Origin of the sequence: Sorangium sp. So ce394 (genome assembly GCF_051474665.1) — a bacterium.
Classification (GTDB): Bacteria; Myxococcota_A; Polyangia; order Polyangiales; family Polyangiaceae; genus Sorangium; species Sorangium cellulosum_D.
On record NZ_CP150339.1, the window covers coordinates 10,970,144 to 10,984,954 of the forward strand.

Here is a 14,811-nt window from a genome sequence, read left to right on the forward strand (position 1 = left end):
GCAGGAAGCGGCGCTGGTAGCGTGTTCCAGACCATGTCTCAATCGAGGGCCGCAGGATGAGCTCCTCGCCCGGTCTGCTGCAGCCGAATACGCGGTTTCGCGATCGCTATCAGGTGCTGCGCGTCATCAAGGCGGGCGGCATGGGCGCCGTGTACGAGGTGATGGACGACGTCACCGCGGCGCGCCGCGCGCTCAAGGTGATGCTGCCCAGCCTCCTCGACAGCGAGGAGCTGCGCGCCCGCTTCGCCCTCGAGGCCCGCATCACCGGCATCATCGAGAGCGACCACATCGTCCGGACCTCGGACGCCGGGGTCGACGACGAGACCGGCACGCCGTTCATCGTCATGGAGCTGCTCCGCGGCGAGGAGCTCGGCAGCCTCCTCAAGAAGCGCGGCTTCCTCCCCCCCGAGGAGGTCGCGATCTACCTGTTCCAGGCCGCGCTCGCGCTCGACAAGACGCACGCGGCGAACATCGTCCACCGCGACCTCAAGCCGGACAACCTGTTCGTCACGGTCCGCGACGACGGCTCGCCGTGCGTGAAGATCCTCGACTTCGGGATCGCCAAGGTCATCGAGCAGCACCACGCCTCCACGCTGACCCGGCAGATGCTCGGCACGCCCGTGTACATGGCGCCCGAGCAGATCCGGGCCGAGCGCAACGTCGGCCCCCGCGCCGACATCTACGCGCTCGGGCACGTCGCGTACGCGCTCCTCGTCGGCGAGTCGTACTGGTCCCAGGAGGCCGAGGCGATCCCGTCGCCGTACCTGCTCGCGGCCGAGCTCCTGCGCGGGGCGATGGAGTCGCCCAGCGTTCGCGCGGCGCGCCGGCGCTCCATCACGCTGCCGAGCGCGTTCGACGGCTGGTTCTTCAAGGCCACGGCGCTCAAGCCCGAGGACCGCTTCGACCGCGCGTCCACCGCGGTGAGCGCGCTCGCCGCCGCGCTCGAGGTGCCGCTCCCGCGGGCGTCGCGCGTCGTGCTCCTGCCCGAGTCGCCGTCGCCGCGCCCGAGCCCGAGCCCGAGCGTGAACCCGAGCCCCACCGACCCGACGCAGCCCTCGCGGCCCGGCAAGTCGGCGGGCTTCGCCGACGTGCCGACCGTCACCGTGCCCGAGCTGTCGAAGACGCCGCCGTCGCGCCGCACCCCGCTCTCGCCCCCCTCGCCGACGCCCACGTCGAGGGCCCCGGAGACCCGGCCGCGGCCCTCGGAGGCGCCGGGCCGGACGAGCTCCTCCGCGGGCGAGCCGTCGAGGAAGTCCGATCCCACGTCGCGGCGCGAGCGCGCCGGGCAGCGGCGGTTCCACGTCCGGGCCGACACGACGACGGGGGTCCTCCACGTGAAGGTGTGGGGGTTCTGGGACATCGACGAGGGCAAGGCGTACCTCGACGACTTCCGCCAGAAGGCCGCGACGCTGCTCACGCTCGGGAAGCCCTGGTACGTGCTCGCCGACATCGCGGACTTCCCGCCGCAGAAGCCCGACGTGAGCCCCTATGTCGAGCAGACCATGGCGTACGCGGTCGAGCACGGCATGCGCAAGGCGGCGAACCTCGTGAACAGCGCGCTCTCGAAGATGCAGATCTCCCGCCTGTCGGCCGCCATGGGGCTGCCCGAGTACTCGTTCTTCACCGCGGAGGCCGACGCCCTCGCGTGGCTCCTGAAGGGCTGAGCGCCCCCCGGGCCGGGCGCGAGGGGCCGATCGCCTCGCCGGGCGCTCGAGCCCCGCGCCAAGCCGGCTCGCGAGCGGTCGCTCGCCCGGCCGGGGCGCGCGCGGCCCCGCGCTCAGCCGAGGACGAACCGCCGGATGCGCCCGGCGAGGCTCCGCACCTTCTCCTCGGCCTCGATGTAGCGCTCGGCCGCGTCGCGCAGGTGGGCCTGGCGCGAGGCCATGAGCAGGCTGAGCTCGATCACGAGCTGCGGGCGCGCCTCGATGATCGGCTGCAGCGCCTCCTTCGTGATCTGGTAGAGCACCACCTCGTCGACGGCGCGCACCGTCGCGGTGCGCTCCTCGCCCGTGAGCAGCGCGAACTCGCCGAAGACGGCGCCCTTCTCGAGCGCCGCCACCGTCGAGTCCTGCCCGTCCGGGTGCCGCACCAGGACCTCGACCGCGCCCGACGCGACCACGAACATCGACGAGTCCCGCTGCCCCTGCAGCACGATCCGGTCGAGCGGGCCGTACTCGATCCGGCGCACCTTCGTGGCGAGCTTGCGGAGCTCGCGATCGAGCAGCGGCTTGAAGACCGGCGTCCGCCGGAGCAGCGTCATGATGTCCTCGGCGCTCGCCTCGCGCGTCGCCTTGCTCGGCTCGTCGAGCTCGATCGACGCCGCGGCCCCGTAGCCGTCGCGCCGCTGCAGCGCGGCGAGCAGCGACGGGTTCTTCTCCATGTACGCCTCGAGCAGGCTCGCGTTCCGCGGGATGCACTCGTCGCCCGTGTAATCCATGAGGCTCCGCTCGGCGGCCCAGCGGGCCACGTCGTTCATCGACTTGCGGTACTGCCGGCACGCGGCGGGGAAGATGCCGTCCTGATCGCCGAAGAGCGCGGTCAGCGCCTCGGGCATGAGGCTGAGCCCGAACAGCCGCATGTCGCCGCGCTGGTGCCAGAGCGCGAAGTCGCGCCACCGCGGGTCGAGGTGCGCGAGCTCCGGGAACGCGAGCACGCTGTTCTTGAGCACCGCCCGCTCCGCGTCGCGGAACACCCGGTGCCACGTCTCCTGCGCGTTCCACAGGTTGTTGCCGGCGAGCTCGATCGCCTTCTGCAGGTCGGCGTGGTGGGCGTGCAGGAAGGCGAGCGTGGCCTTCTGCTTGCGCATCAGGTTCGTCAGGCTCACCGGGCCCGCCGCGAAGAAGCCGGCGGCGCGCGGCGCGATGTGCCGCAGCTCCCAGACCTGCTTCCACGCCGCGACGTCGACCGCGGCGCGGATGGGCGCGAACGCCTCGCCGCGCTCGAACGCCTCGCGCTCCCCGGGCGACAGCATGTCCGGGTACTGATCCTTCACCGCCTCGAAGATGCCGAGGCACGTGAGCAGCTCGAGGTAGAGCCCCACCCGGAGGAGCCACCGGGGGTCCGGGAGGTTGCGCCGGTGCTGCTCGAGGTCCTGATGGATGGCCCGCAGGTACAGGAGGGCCTTGTCCATGCCGATGGTGAGCACGGGGAACCACGGGTGATAGCCGACGTGGAGCTCGTCGATCCCGAGCGCCCGCTGCTGGATCTCCGTGTCCGCCTTGACGAGCCGGTCGAGCAGGCGCGCGTAGAGCGAGCCGAACCGGCCGGTGTCGAAGATCTCGATGTCCGTCGACTCGGAGGAGACCGTCCTGCCCGCCTCGCTGAGCTTGATCTCGACCCGGAGCTGCTGGCGGAACAGGCTCGCGAAGGTGAACGGATCGGCGCCGTCGGTGATGCGCCGCCGGAAGGACTCGGGCAGGTCGATCCAGTGATAGCCGCCGCCCGTGTCCTCGCCCGGGGGGTGCGGCACGAGGTGCCGCGCCGGGGCGATGGTGGCGACGTAGACCGTCTGGTGGAACGAGTTCCACGGCGCGGGCTCGAGCATCGGGACCGGGTAGGATGACGTCGAGACCATCTGCGGGCTGAGCGGCAGGTCGATGATGCCGGGCACGGGGCACGGCTCGCCGTCGCCGGGGCTCGCCGGGAGGAACCACGCCGACATGGTCACCTCGAACGCTCGCTCGAACGGCGCGACGAACGCGTAGAGGTCGCGCAGCCGGTAGAGCAGCCACACCTCGTCGCCGAGCTCCGACGGGTCGCCCGAGGTGTTGATGCAGCCGACGCGCTCGCTGCACCCATGCCCCGGGTAGAGCGCCTCGTCGACCGGCCGCTTGCCCGGCTCGAACGGGATGAGCTCCAGCGACGGCGAGAGCTCGGCCGACTCTTCCTCCGGGCTCTGGCGCGCCTCGAGCTGCCGCAGGTACTGGCGGACCCGGGCGAGCTTGTCCTCCCAATCCATGCCTTCAACGCGGCTCATCAGCAGCCGCTTGAACTGCCTCTGGAACTCCTTCGGGGTCATCATGGTGCGTCCACCTGAGTTGCCGGGAGGCCGGACAGCCGCCCTCCGCGAGAGCTTACCGGCTCCGCGCGCGCCGCGCGCTGCGATCAGCGCCGGCCCGCGCCCGCGCGATCCCCTTGCGGCGCCGCGCCCCGGAAGGTACGGGCTTGCGCCGTATGGCCATCGAGATCCGCGAGCTTCGGAAGGGCGACAAGAAGGTCCTCAAGGACTTCCTCAACGTTGTCGACACGATCTACGAGGGTGAGCCCAACTATATCCGGCCGCTCGACTTGGACATCTCCGATCGGCTCGACAAGAAGAAGAACCCGTTCTTCGAGCACGCCGAGGGCACGGCCTGGGTAGCGTACAAGGACGGCCGGCCGGCGGGGCGGATCACCGCGCAGGTCGACCACGAGCACCTCCGGGTCCACCGCGACGAGACGGGCATGTTCGGCTTCTTCGACACCATCGACGACGCCGAGACGGCGCAGGCGCTGCTCGCCGAGGCCGCGGGCTGGCTGCGCGCGCGCGGGATGAAGCGCATGCGGGGGCCCTACTCGCTCTCGATCAACGAGGAGATCGGCTGCCTCATCGAGGGCTTCGATTACCCGGCGGTGCTGATGATGCCCTACCACCGGCCGCACCAGGGCCGGCTCACCGAAGGCGCGGGGTTCGAGAAGGTGAAGGACCTCTACGCGTGGCGCTACGAGGTCGGCGACATCCCCGCCCGGGCGCAGAAGGCCCACGCCGAGATCCTGGCGATGCCGGAGGTGCACACGCGCTGCGGCGATCCGAAGAACCTTCTCCACGATATCCGGATCCTCATGGACGTCTTCAACGACGCCTGGAGCGACAACTGGGGCTTCGTCCCGATGACCGAGAAGGAGCTCGTCAAGTGGGCGGAGGACGTGCGGCTCATCCTGATGCCCGAGCTCACGAGGTACACGTTCATCGACGGCGAGCCGGCGGCCGTGTCGCTCGGATTGCCGGATCTCAACGACCTGATCAAGGACTTCCACGGCAAGCTCCTCCCGACCGGGATCTTCAAGCTGCTGTGGCGGCTGCGCGTGCGCGGCCCCAAGAACGGGCGCCTCGTCGTGCTCGGCATCCGCAAGAAGTGGCGCAACGTACGGCGCTACGCCGGGCTCAGCGCCTTCCTGTACGTCGAGATGAACCGCGCGGCGCAGCTGCTCGGCATGACGGGCGGGGAGCTCGGGTGGACGCTGGAGGACAACGCCGCCATCAACGCGGGCATCCGGCTGATGGGCGGCCGGCTCTACAAGAAATTCCGGATCTACGAGCGGGCGCTCTGATCGACAGGGGCGCGGGAGGAGCGGATCGATGAGGGTGCTGGTCACGGGCGCGAGCGGGTTCCTCGGCTCGCACGTCGCCGAGCAGCTCGTGCAGAAGGGCCACAGCGTGGTGGCCCTCGTGCGGCGCTCGTCGAGCACGAAGTTCCTGTCGTCGCTGCGCGGCGTCGAGCTCGCGTACGGCGCCATCGAGGACGCGGAGAGCGTTCGCCGCGCGGTCCTGGACGCGCCGGGCGTCGACGCGATCGTGCACTCGGCCGGGCTGGTCAAGGCGCGCGACGAGGCGGAGTTCTTCCGGGTCAACGTCGGCGGCACGCGGAACATGCTCGACGCCGCGAAGGCCGCGCCGTCCATGAAGCGGTTCGTGTTCGTCTCGAGCCTCGCCGCCATCGGCCCGAGCCTCGACGGGCGCCCGGTCGCCGCCGACGCGCGCCCGTCCCCGGTGACGCGCTACGGGCGCTCGAAGCTCGAGGCCGAGCGGCTGGTCCTGGCCGAGAAGGACGCGCTGCCCGTCGTCGTCCTGCGCCCCCCGATGATCTACGGCCCGCGCGATCAGGAGTCGTTCGCGTTCTTCCAGAGCGTCGCGCGCCGCTTCCTCCCGATGCTCGGCGACGGCACGAACACGCTCAGCGTCATCTACGCCTCGGACGCGGCCGCGGCGTGCATCCGCGCGCTCGAGGCCGACGTGCCGAGCGGCCGGGCCTACTTCATCGATGACGGCGGCGTGTACGTGTGGCGCGACATGCTGGCGCACGTCGAGGCGGCGCTCGGCGCGCGGGCGCTCGTCCGCTTCGGCGTGCCGTTCTCGCTCGTGCGGGGCGCCGCGCTCGCGAGCGAGGGGCTCGGCCGCCTCACGGGCAAGCCCGTGATGCTGACGCGCGACAAGCTGAACGAGCTCGCCGCGTCGCACTGGGTCTGCGACTCGGGCGACGCCCGCCGCGAGCTCGGCTGGGAGCCGCAGGTGGGATGGGCGGAGGGGACGCGCCGGGCGGTCGCCTGGTACCGCGAGCACGGCTGGCTGTGACGTGACGCCGCGCCGCGCGCCGTTTGACGCTCGCCCGCGGCCTCCGTACGGTAAACGCATGTCCCGCTGTCCGCCGGCTGCCCCGGGCCTCGTCGCGATGGCGCTCGGCCTGGCGGCCGCGCCGGCGCTGGCCGACGCTCCGCCTGGCGGCGGGGCCGCCGCGCCGCAGGCGCCGCGCGACGGAGGCGCCGCCGCGGCGGAGGCCCCCTCGAGCGCCGCCGCGCCCCGGTCGGCCCTTCGCGGCGCCGTCGTCGTGGCGGTGGACGACGCGAGCGCCGAGGCCGCTCGAGCGCTCGCGCGCGCGATCTACCGCGACCCCGCGCTGCGCCCGCCCATCGACGAGGCGGCCGCGCAGGTGCTCACCGGCGATCCGCCGCGGCCCGACGCGCCGGCCGCCGTGAAGGAGCTCGCCGAGGTGCGCCGCTCCGCCGGTCGCGCCGAGTCCGAGCCGGTCGCCCGCAGCCTGCTCGCGTCGCTCGGCGCGGGCGCGGGCGCGGCGCTCGTCGTGGCGGTGACCACGGCGCACGGCCACCCCGTGGCCCGCGTGCTCCGGGTCGCGGGCGCGAGCTACGCGCCGCTCGAGCTCGGCGCGACGGTCCAGCGCGCCGCGGGCGGCGCGGGCACGACCACGGACGGCGCGGCCGCCCCCGCCGACGCGACGTTCGACTGGCCCGGCGCGGGCGCGGCCGTCCGCGCGCTGCTCGCCGGCGACGAGCGCGCGGCAGGCGCGGCCGATCGCGCCGCCGCGCCGTCCGCGTCCGCCCACGCGGCGCCGCAGCGCGGCCCCGTGGGCCCTCGCGCGGGCGTCGACCTGACGGCATCCAAGGCGCCGGCCGGCGGCCAGGGCGCGCCGGCGCAGCGCTCGATGTGGAGCTCTCCCTGGTTCTGGGGCCCGCTCGCGGGCGTGGTCGCGACCGGGATCGTGGTGCTCGTGCTCGCCCAGACGGGCGACGGCGACGGCGAGACCGTGCACCTCCGGGGTCGGATCGCTCCATGACGCGCTCCGGCCGGCGCAGCTCGGCGGCGTTGGGGCTGCGGCTCACCGCGCTCCTGTGCCTCGCGCTCGGCGCCGCGCCCTCGCGCGCCGCCAGCGCCGCGCCCCGCGTCTACGACGCACCCGCCGCGGCGGAGAGCGGCGCGGCCGCTCCCTCCGTCCCGCCGCCCCCGCCGGAGTACCTCACCCAGGATCTCGGCTGGATCGAGCTCGCCTACCACCCGTCGACCCGCGATCGCGTCCGCCCCTTGTTCTCCCGGGCCGACGCCGTCCGCGCCGAGCTCGGCGCCCTGCTCGGCCGCGAGGCGCTGGCCGCTCCGGTGAAGGTCCGGATCGCCGCCTCCCCCGCCGAGCTCGACCGGCTCGTCCCCGGCGGCGTCGCGGGCCCGGCGACCGCCGTCTCCTTCGGCGCGCTGCGGCTCGCCATCCTGAGCGACGCCCCGCGGCTCGGCGTCGACGCGCCCGATCTCGAGAGCGCCTTCCGCCACGCGCTCGCGCACCTGGCCCTCGACGAGGCGACGGGCGGCGCCCCGATCCCGCGCTGGTTCCACGAGGGGTTCGCCGCGCACGCCGCGGGCGACGGCTTCGCCGGTCGCGCGCAGCGGCTCTCGATCGCCGCGCTCCGGGGCCGCCTCCTCCCGCTCGACGAGCTCGAGGCGAGCCTCTCGGACGCCGGGGACACGGCCGGCTCCCTGGCGCTCGCGCAGGCGGCCGACGTCGTCCGCTACCTCGTCGACATCGAGCGCCGGCAGCGCTTCGCGCGCGCCCTCGACGAGGTGCGCGCCGGGGCCCCGCTCGCGGCCGCGCTCGAGGTCGCGTACGCCTCCACCGACCGCGAGCTCGAGCTCGCGTGGCGCGCCGACGTCGCGCGTCGCTACGGCTTCGTCCCGGTGCTGGCCGGCTCGCTGCTGCTGATCGCGCTGGTCGTGGCGGGCAAGCTGGCCGTACAGCGGCTCCGCGCCCGGAGGTCGCTGCCGCCGCCGGCGCCGCGCCGGCGGCTCCGCGCGGCGCGCGAGGCGGTGGAGATGCGCCACCGGTCCTCGCGCCCGTCCACGGCCCAGCTCGTGGCGACCCTGGGCGCCCGGCATCGCGGCGACGGGGACGGCGACGCGGACGTCCCGAAGGTGGAGCACAACGGCCAGTGGCACACGCTCCACTGAACGCCGCGGAGCAAGGCCGCCCCCGGCCCGGCCGCGCCCAGCCGCAGCGCCGTCGCCTGGTCGAGCTCGCGCTCGGCGCGGCCTGGCTCGTCGGCCTCGCCGCCGCCTTGCAGCTCGTCTCCGCGCTCCTGTCGTCCAGCCCGCTCGCCGCGGCGCTCGCCGGCGCCGTCGTCGCGGACCTCGTCGCGTCGCGGGCGGGCGTGCCGTGGATCGACCCGCTGGAGCCGGAGGGCCCGGGCCGCCGCGCGCGCCTCGCCCGCCGCGTCGGGCTCGGCGCGGCCCTGGGCGCCCTGGCCGTGCTGTTGACGCTCGGCGTCTCCGCGCTCCTCGGCTGGGCGACCGTCGACGCTGGCGCGCCCTCGGCGAGCTTCGGCTTCGCCGTGGCGCGCGCGATCGCGCTCGCCGTGCGCGACGAGCTCCTGCTCACCGGCATTCCGTTCGCCACCGCGGCGCGCGCCGGCATCTCGACCCGCCACGCGATCGCCTTCTCCGCCCTCGCGCACGGCGCCGCCCTCGGGCTCGCGCCGGGCGCGACCGTGTCGAGCTTCGTCCTCGCCGCGGCGCTCGGCGCGCTCGCCGCGGCGCTCTTCCTGCGCGGCCGCGGCGTGCTCGCGCCGATCGCCGCCCACGCGAGCTTCACCGCGCTCGCGGGCGCGGGCCTGCGCGGCTCCCTGCTCGACGTCACGTGGGTCGACGGCGCCCTCGCGGCGGGGACGCGGGCCTTCGGCCGGCCTGCCTGGCTCGCCGCGGCCGCGCTCGCGGCCCTGGCCGCGCTCGTCCTCCGCGCCGGCGCGCCCCGCCCTCGCCGCCCGGCGCCGTGAGCGCCCCCGCCCCACGGCCGCCGCCGGGCGCTCCCTGACGCTCGCGGCGCCGGCATGAGATGCCCCTCGCCCGCGTTGAAGCCCCGGACAGCGGCGCTGGGGGGCGCCGCGCGCATCGCGGCCGCGCGCTCGACCTCTCCCTCCTCCCGCTTCTGGCGCCCGGCGCGCCAACGTCCGCCGAACCGACACCGACAGTTCACAGCAGCGTGCGAGGACGCGCCGCGCGCCGCGAAACCTGTGTAGTGCCCTGCGCACCATCCCACAGCGCCTCACCCCCCGGACACGGCTATGTCATATTCCAGCGCACCGCGTCAAATGCACGTTGACGCGACGCCTTCGAGGCATCAACGATCGGATATGCATTGGAAGGGAATCCGTCAGATTGCGCCGGTGACGCTGCTCGTCCTCGCGTCGACGGGCTGCGGCATGGCGACGATGGTCGACACGAACACGCGCTCCATCCAGGCGACCACCGAGGAGATGAGGCGCACGCGGTCGACGATCGAGGATTCGAATCGGACGCTGCGGGACTCGCAGCAGAGCCTCGATCGGCTGGCCGAGCTGCGCCAGCCGATGGAGAAGGTCGCCGAGATGCAGGCGGCGATGGATCGGCTGGCCGAGCTCAAGGGGTCGATGGACGCGATGCAGCAGAGCTTGCGGGAGACCGCGAGCCTCGAGCAGTCGATGGACCGGCTGAGCGAGATGAAGGCGACGATCGCGGCGATGAACGAGAGCCTCGCGGGCATCCGCGCCCCGCTCGAGGACGTCGCCGCCCTGAACGCCCCGATGCGCGACGTCGCCGCCCTGAACGCCCCGATGCGCGACGTCGCCGGGCTGAGGCAGCCGATGGAGCAGGTCGCGACGCTGCGCGAGCCGATGAAGGAGGTGAGCAAGCTGTCGGCGCCGATGGAGGAGATGAGCCAGCTCGGCAGCGACGCCTCGCGCCAGACCGGCCTCATCGCCGCCGGCCTGCTCGGCTGGGGTCTCGTGACGTTCCTCGGCGTCTATTTCGGTGTCCAGGCCGGCACCCGCCGCCAGCAGCGCATCGCGCAGGGCGACGACGGCGAGAGCGCGCCCCAGGCCAAGCCCGCGCCCCGCGTCCTCCCCGAGAGCCAGCGCTTCGAGGGCCGGACGCAGATCAAGTCGGCGTGATCGTCCTCTGACGATCGCGCCTCGCCAACCGGCGAGCAGCGGAGTTCTCCGCCGCTCGCCGGCTGTGCTCCCACATCATCTCCCGTTCAACGATACGCGTCCCAGAACGCCGACATGCGCGACGCCTGACCCGCGGTGAACGAGTTCATGCAGTAATCGTCGGTGTAATCCATGAAGTTCGTGACCGGGTCGAGCCCGCTGCCCCCGCAGGTGTCCCGGCCCATCGGGCAGCCATACGAGGCGCTGCGCTCAGCCGGCGTGTCGTCGACCTCGTCACCCTTCTTGTTGCAGCCGCCCTGGAACGTGTGGTAGAGGCCGAGCCAGTGTCCGACCTCGTGCGTCCCCGTATCTCCCTCGTTGTACGGCGCCGCGCTGCCGCCCGGCAACGAGGAGTACAGGATGACGACACCGTCGTCGCTCGGCTTAGCCGAGTAGTCCGAGGGGAACGTCGCCCAGCCGAGTAGACCGCCGCCCAGGTTGGCGGTGTACAGGTTGAGGTGGTCGGGACCACCCTTACGGAGCGCCCTCTTGGCTTGCCGTTCTGCCGTGGAGCCAAGCGACATGGTGTACCAGGTCGCGTTCGTGGTCCGGTCGACCGTCTCGAGAACGAAGCTGAAGCGCGTGGTCGCGTACGCCTCGTTGAGCACCCTGATCTGGTCGTTGATCATGGAATCGGGCACGTCGCCGTTCCGTATACCCGTTCCCTTGTTGATGACGTGGAAGTGCACGGGGATCTGGACCGGCCCTTCCACGGTGAATCCGGCCGCCACCCGGCTGCGGACGAACTGATCGACCGCATCCCTCTCAGCCTCGCTCAGCTCGACGGTCGCGCAGCTGCGCCGGAGGGGAGCCGGCGCGGCCTCCACCTGCTCGGGCTCGGCGTCGACGACGGCCGGCGCTTCCTGCTCCGCCGGGGCGGCGGGCTCGCCGTTGCACGCGGCGGCACTCAAGGCAGCGATCAAGACTAAGGCAAGTACCTCCGCACGCGTCCGAGCTCGCATGGACATTCTCCTTGGTTCAGGCCCCGCAAAGGAAGCAGGAATATATATCCGCGATGACAATCAGTTCAATTCCAAAAGGGCTGATTTCACGCACGACGACAAGGTGAGATTCCACGTCTTGGTCGTCTTGCGTCATCTCGCCGAACGCCAGAGGGTCCGTCGAGCGCGCACCCCCCATGACGCGTCGCAACGATACGCGCAGAGGGACACCTCGGCTGCTCCAACATGGAGCGATCGCTCCATTATGGAGCACGCGCCGAGATCGGCGCTCTCCAGAAGTGATCCTCGAGTCGAGACCAGACGCGACGACCGGGACGATGGCGGTTCCGCCTGTTCCATGTCCTCTGCGTATTCAGCAGCAGGATCGGGGAGCTCACCCAGGTTTCGAAAAGCCTTCTGAGGAACACCGCGCCGCGGCTCATCCGCCTTGCCTGTGCAGTTTGAGCCACGCTCGAATCGAGGCCCCACGAGGTTGTCCAACTCGCCATCTGCCATCTTCATCGACCTCGGGCTTACGGCCGCGCTCGCTGCACCGGCTCGCCCCGGGCTGCGCGGCGCACGCGCGCCCGGGGCCGCGGCGGGAGAGGGCGCGGTCGCCAGCCTGGTGGTCCCTCGGCGGCGGCCTCGCCGAGCACGGGCGCGGCGGGGCGAGCCGCGCGGCGGTCGGGCGATCTCACTCGCCCCTGCGGCCGGCCCGGGGCGCGCGTCCGGTGAGCTCCGTGCATCCTGATTGCAGTACTGTCCTGGCGACGGTAGATGTCTCGCATGGCGCGTACGAAAGCAGGTCAGTCCGCGGAGCAGCTCCGCGAGCAGATCCGGGCGACCGGCCTACGAGCCACCTCGCCGCGCATCGCCGTGCTGCAGAGCCTCGGCCGCTCGCGGACGCCCGTGAGCCACGCCGAGCTCGCGGCCGAGCTCGCTCCCAAGGGGTGGGATCGCGCCACCATCTACCGGAACCTGATCGATCTCACGAATGCGGGGCTCGTGCGCCGCACCGACATGGGCGACCACCTGTGGCGGTTCGAGCTGCGCGAGGGCAGCGGCGAGCACGCGAAGGACGAGCACCCCCACTTCATGTGCGACACGTGCGGAGATGTGCTCTGCCTCCCCGACGAGAGCATCGAGATCAAGGCGGCGCGCGGCGCGCCCCGCGCGCTGCGCCGCAAGGGTCTCCAGATCCAGATCAAGGGTCGCTGCGACCGGTGCGTGCAGCCCTGAGCCGGACGCGCGGGCTCGCGCGGCGGCCCTGAGCCGCGGGCCGGCCTGAGCCGCGGGCCGCTCCGAGCCGCGCGTCGATCCGAGCCGCGCGTCGGTCCAAGCCGGAGCCAGCGGAGCCGCGCGGCAGCCCTGAGCTCAGGCCTGCCGGGGCCGCGTGGCGAGCCCGAGGATCGCGAAACGGCGCCGTCGCGCGGGGGGCGCAGCGGCTGTTTGCAGCTCGATTGCAACATCAATTTGATGTTGATTGGGGTCCGTCGCTCGGGCATAGCGCCAGGCGCCCATGCTCGCGCTCGTCGTCGCCCTGTCGATCGTCGGCCTCGCCACCGGGCCGCTCCTCGTGGCGCTCGGCCGGCGCAGGGCGCTGCCGACGTCGGCGCTCGACGGGCTGACGCTCGGGCTCGTCCCCACCCTGGTCCTCGCGCGCCACCTCCCGCACGCCGTCGAGGAGATCGGGCCGCAGGCGGTCCTCTGGACGGCGCTCGGGTACGTCGCGCTCTCGCTCGCGGAGCACCGGCGGCGCGACACCGGCGAGGTCCTGGGGCGGGAGATCGCGTTCTCGGCGCTCGCCGTCCACGGTCTGCTCGACGGCGCCGGGCTCGCGCTGGCCGCGGCCGCGGCCGACGGCGGCGCAGACGGGCTGCTCATCGCGAGCGCCGTGCTCGTGCATCGGCTCCCCGAGGGGCTCTCGCTCGCGGCGCGCTTCCTGCCCGCCTGGGGGTGGCGGCAGCTCGCCCTGCGCCTCGGTCTCCTCGGGTTGCTGACGCTGCTCGGCGCCCTCCTCGGGCAGCGCCTCATGGACGGCCTCCCGCACGCGTCGCTCGAGGTGTTCATCGCCCTCGGCCTCGGCGTCCTCCTGCGGCTCGTCGTCCACACGCACGAGGCGCCGCCCCGGAGCAAGACGGCGCGGGCCGCGAGCGCCGTCGCCTTCGTCTCGGGGCTCTGCGCCGCGCTCGCGCTCCCCGGCGAGGAGAGCGTCTTCACGCACGCGCACGGGCCCGAGCCGTCGATCGCCGGGTCGCTGGGCTCGCTGTTCGTCGCGACCGCGCCCGCGATGCTCGCGGGGCTCGCCGCGGCGGGGCTCCTGCGCGCGCTCCTCCCGCACCGCGCGACCGGACGGCCGCGCGGCGGCCCTCCGGTCGCCGCGATGGTCTCCCTCGCCGCGCTCGCGCCGGCGCTCGACGTGGGCGGCGCGCTGATGTCGCTGCAGCTGCTCGGCCTGCCGTTCACCGCGGCGCGCGTCGCGGGCAGCGCCCTCCTCGCCGTGCTGCTCGCGCGCCTCGTCGCCAGGGCGGCCGGCGCTCCCGGCGCGGCGCCGCGCAGCAGCGCGCCGCCCGCCGTCGCGGGCGCCGCCGCGTCGCTGGGCGCGCGGCTCCGCGCCGCCGCCGCCGAGGCCGCTGGTCCGGCGCTCGACCGCGTGGCCGCGTGGTACGTCGTCGGCATCGCGCTCGCCGCCGCGCTCGAGGCGACGCTCGATCCGGCCGCTGCGCGCGCGCTCGGCGCGCCGGCCGGCGTCGTGGTGAGCGCCCTCATCGCGGCGCCCGTCTACGTGTGCGCGCAGGGCGCGACGCCGCTCGCCGCGGTGATGGTCCACAAGGGGCTCTCGGTCGGCGCGGCGCTCGCGCTCCTCGTGGTGGGGCCCTCGACCAGCGCCGCGGCGCTCGCCGCGCTGAAGCGGTCGCTCGGCGCGCGCACCGCCGCCGCCTTCGCGCTCGCCAGCGTCGCCCTCGCCGTCGCGATGGGCCTCGCCGCGAACGCGCTCGTCCCCGCCGCCGCGGTCCCTGAGCTCCACGGCCTCGCGGCCCGCGAGCACGCCCCCGTCGCGTGGATCTGCGCGGCTGCGCTCGGCGCGCTGCTGCTCTCGAGCTTCGCGCGGCTCGGGCCTCGCGCGTGGTTCGGCGGCATGCTCGGCGAGGGCGACGCGCCTGCGCCCGGGCCGGCGGAGCCGCACGCGCCCGATGCGCACGCGCATCGCTGCGACGCGCTGGGCGACCGCCGCGCGCACGCGCCCGCCGCGAGCACGAGCGCGCCGCGTCTCTGACGTCGAGCGCGCGACCCTTCGCTCCACGAGACGCCGCCCGACGCGCGCCGCCGGCGCGCGCGCGGGCCGCTCGCCGCCGTCCACCGGCCCGCGCGC

The 14,811-nt window shown here is 73.9% G+C and carries 11 protein-coding genes; 9 read left to right on the forward strand and 2 right to left on the reverse strand.

Annotated elements, in window-relative coordinates; translation table 11 throughout:
• The first annotated feature begins 56 nt into the window (after window positions 1–56).
• Window positions 57–1,664, forward strand: a complete 1,608-nt coding sequence (locus WMF33_RS40475; protein ID WP_437333613.1) for a serine/threonine-protein kinase — start codon at window positions 57–59, stop codon at window positions 1,662–1,664.
• Between the two features lie 113 nt (window positions 1,665–1,777).
• On the opposite strand, the gene WMF33_RS40480 is transcribed toward WMF33_RS40475, so the two are convergent.
• The gene (locus WMF33_RS40480; protein ID WP_437333614.1) at window positions 1,778–4,021 is read right to left on the reverse strand and encodes a cyclic nucleotide-binding domain-containing protein; all 2,244 of its coding nucleotides are present in this window, start codon (window positions 4,019–4,021) and stop codon (window positions 1,778–1,780) included.
• Window positions 4,022–4,173: 152 nt separating this feature from the next.
• Between WMF33_RS40480 and WMF33_RS40485 the strand changes: the two genes are divergently transcribed.
• The 6 genes from WMF33_RS40485 (at window position 4,174) to WMF33_RS40510 (ending at window position 10,458) form a co-directional block, all read left to right on the forward strand.
• Window positions 4,174–5,310, forward strand: a complete 1,137-nt coding sequence (locus WMF33_RS40485) for a hypothetical protein (protein WP_437333615.1) — start codon at window positions 4,174–4,176, stop codon at window positions 5,308–5,310.
• 28 nt (window positions 5,311–5,338) lie between these two features.
• A complete protein-coding gene (locus WMF33_RS40490; protein WP_437333616.1) occupies window positions 5,339–6,331 on the forward strand; it encodes an NAD-dependent epimerase/dehydratase family protein in 993 nt (330 codons plus the stop codon).
• Window positions 6,332–6,389: 58 nt separating this feature from the next.
• Entirely contained in the window at window positions 6,390–7,328 is a 939-nt protein-coding gene (locus WMF33_RS40495; RefSeq protein ID WP_437333617.1) for a hypothetical protein, read from the forward strand.
• On the forward strand, window positions 7,325–8,485 hold the full coding sequence (locus tag WMF33_RS40500; RefSeq protein ID WP_437333618.1) for a peptidase MA family metallohydrolase: 1,161 nt from the start codon (window positions 7,325–7,327) through the stop codon (window positions 8,483–8,485). The genes WMF33_RS40495 and WMF33_RS40500 overlap by 4 nt, the downstream gene beginning before the upstream one ends.
• On the forward strand, window positions 8,467–9,306 hold the full coding sequence (locus WMF33_RS40505; protein WP_437333619.1) for a CPBP family glutamic-type intramembrane protease: 840 nt from the start codon (window positions 8,467–8,469) through the stop codon (window positions 9,304–9,306). The genes WMF33_RS40500 and WMF33_RS40505 overlap by 19 nt, the downstream gene beginning before the upstream one ends.
• A gap of 357 nt (window positions 9,307–9,663) precedes the next feature.
• A complete protein-coding gene (locus WMF33_RS40510; RefSeq protein ID WP_437333620.1) occupies window positions 9,664–10,458 on the forward strand; it encodes a hypothetical protein in 795 nt (264 codons plus the stop codon).
• A gap of 86 nt (window positions 10,459–10,544) precedes the next feature.
• Here WMF33_RS40510 and WMF33_RS40515 read toward each other — a convergent pair whose 3' ends face one another.
• A complete protein-coding gene (locus WMF33_RS40515) occupies window positions 10,545–11,459 on the reverse strand; it encodes a zinc metalloprotease (protein ID WP_437333621.1) in 915 nt (304 codons plus the stop codon).
• A 765-nt stretch (window positions 11,460–12,224) separates the two neighbouring features.
• Here WMF33_RS40515 and WMF33_RS40520 point away from each other — a divergent pair.
• A complete protein-coding gene (locus WMF33_RS40520; RefSeq protein WP_020740272.1) occupies window positions 12,225–12,677 on the forward strand; it encodes a Fur family transcriptional regulator in 453 nt (150 codons plus the stop codon).
• Between the two features lie 280 nt (window positions 12,678–12,957).
• Window positions 12,958–14,715, forward strand: a complete 1,758-nt coding sequence (locus tag WMF33_RS40525) for a permease (protein ID WP_437333622.1) — start codon at window positions 12,958–12,960, stop codon at window positions 14,713–14,715.
• Window positions 14,716–14,811 lie beyond the last annotated feature (96 nt).

Bases quoted from the DNA above. Each gene is read 5' to 3' on its own strand.
- WMF33_RS40475 (WP_437333613.1), top strand. From the start codon at position 57: ATGAGCTCCTCGCCCGGTCTGCTGCAGCCGAATACGCGGTTTCGCGAT.
- WMF33_RS40480 (WP_437333614.1), bottom strand. From the start codon at position 4,021: ATGATGACCCCGAAGGAGTTCCAGAGGCAGTTCAAGCGGCTGCTGATG.
- WMF33_RS40485 (WP_437333615.1), top strand. From the start codon at position 4,174: ATGGCCATCGAGATCCGCGAGCTTCGGAAGGGCGACAAGAAGGTCCTC.
- WMF33_RS40490 (WP_437333616.1), top strand. From the start codon at position 5,339: ATGAGGGTGCTGGTCACGGGCGCGAGCGGGTTCCTCGGCTCGCACGTC.
- WMF33_RS40495 (WP_437333617.1), top strand. From the start codon at position 6,390: ATGTCCCGCTGTCCGCCGGCTGCCCCGGGCCTCGTCGCGATGGCGCTC.
- WMF33_RS40500 (WP_437333618.1), top strand. From the start codon at position 7,325: ATGACGCGCTCCGGCCGGCGCAGCTCGGCGGCGTTGGGGCTGCGGCTC.
- WMF33_RS40510 (WP_437333620.1), top strand. From the start codon at position 9,664: ATGCATTGGAAGGGAATCCGTCAGATTGCGCCGGTGACGCTGCTCGTC.
- WMF33_RS40515 (WP_437333621.1), bottom strand. From the start codon at position 11,459: ATGCGAGCTCGGACGCGTGCGGAGGTACTTGCCTTAGTCTTGATCGCT.
- WMF33_RS40520 (WP_020740272.1), top strand. From the start codon at position 12,225: ATGGCGCGTACGAAAGCAGGTCAGTCCGCGGAGCAGCTCCGCGAGCAG.
- WMF33_RS40525 (WP_437333622.1), top strand. From the start codon at position 12,958: ATGCTCGCGCTCGTCGTCGCCCTGTCGATCGTCGGCCTCGCCACCGGG.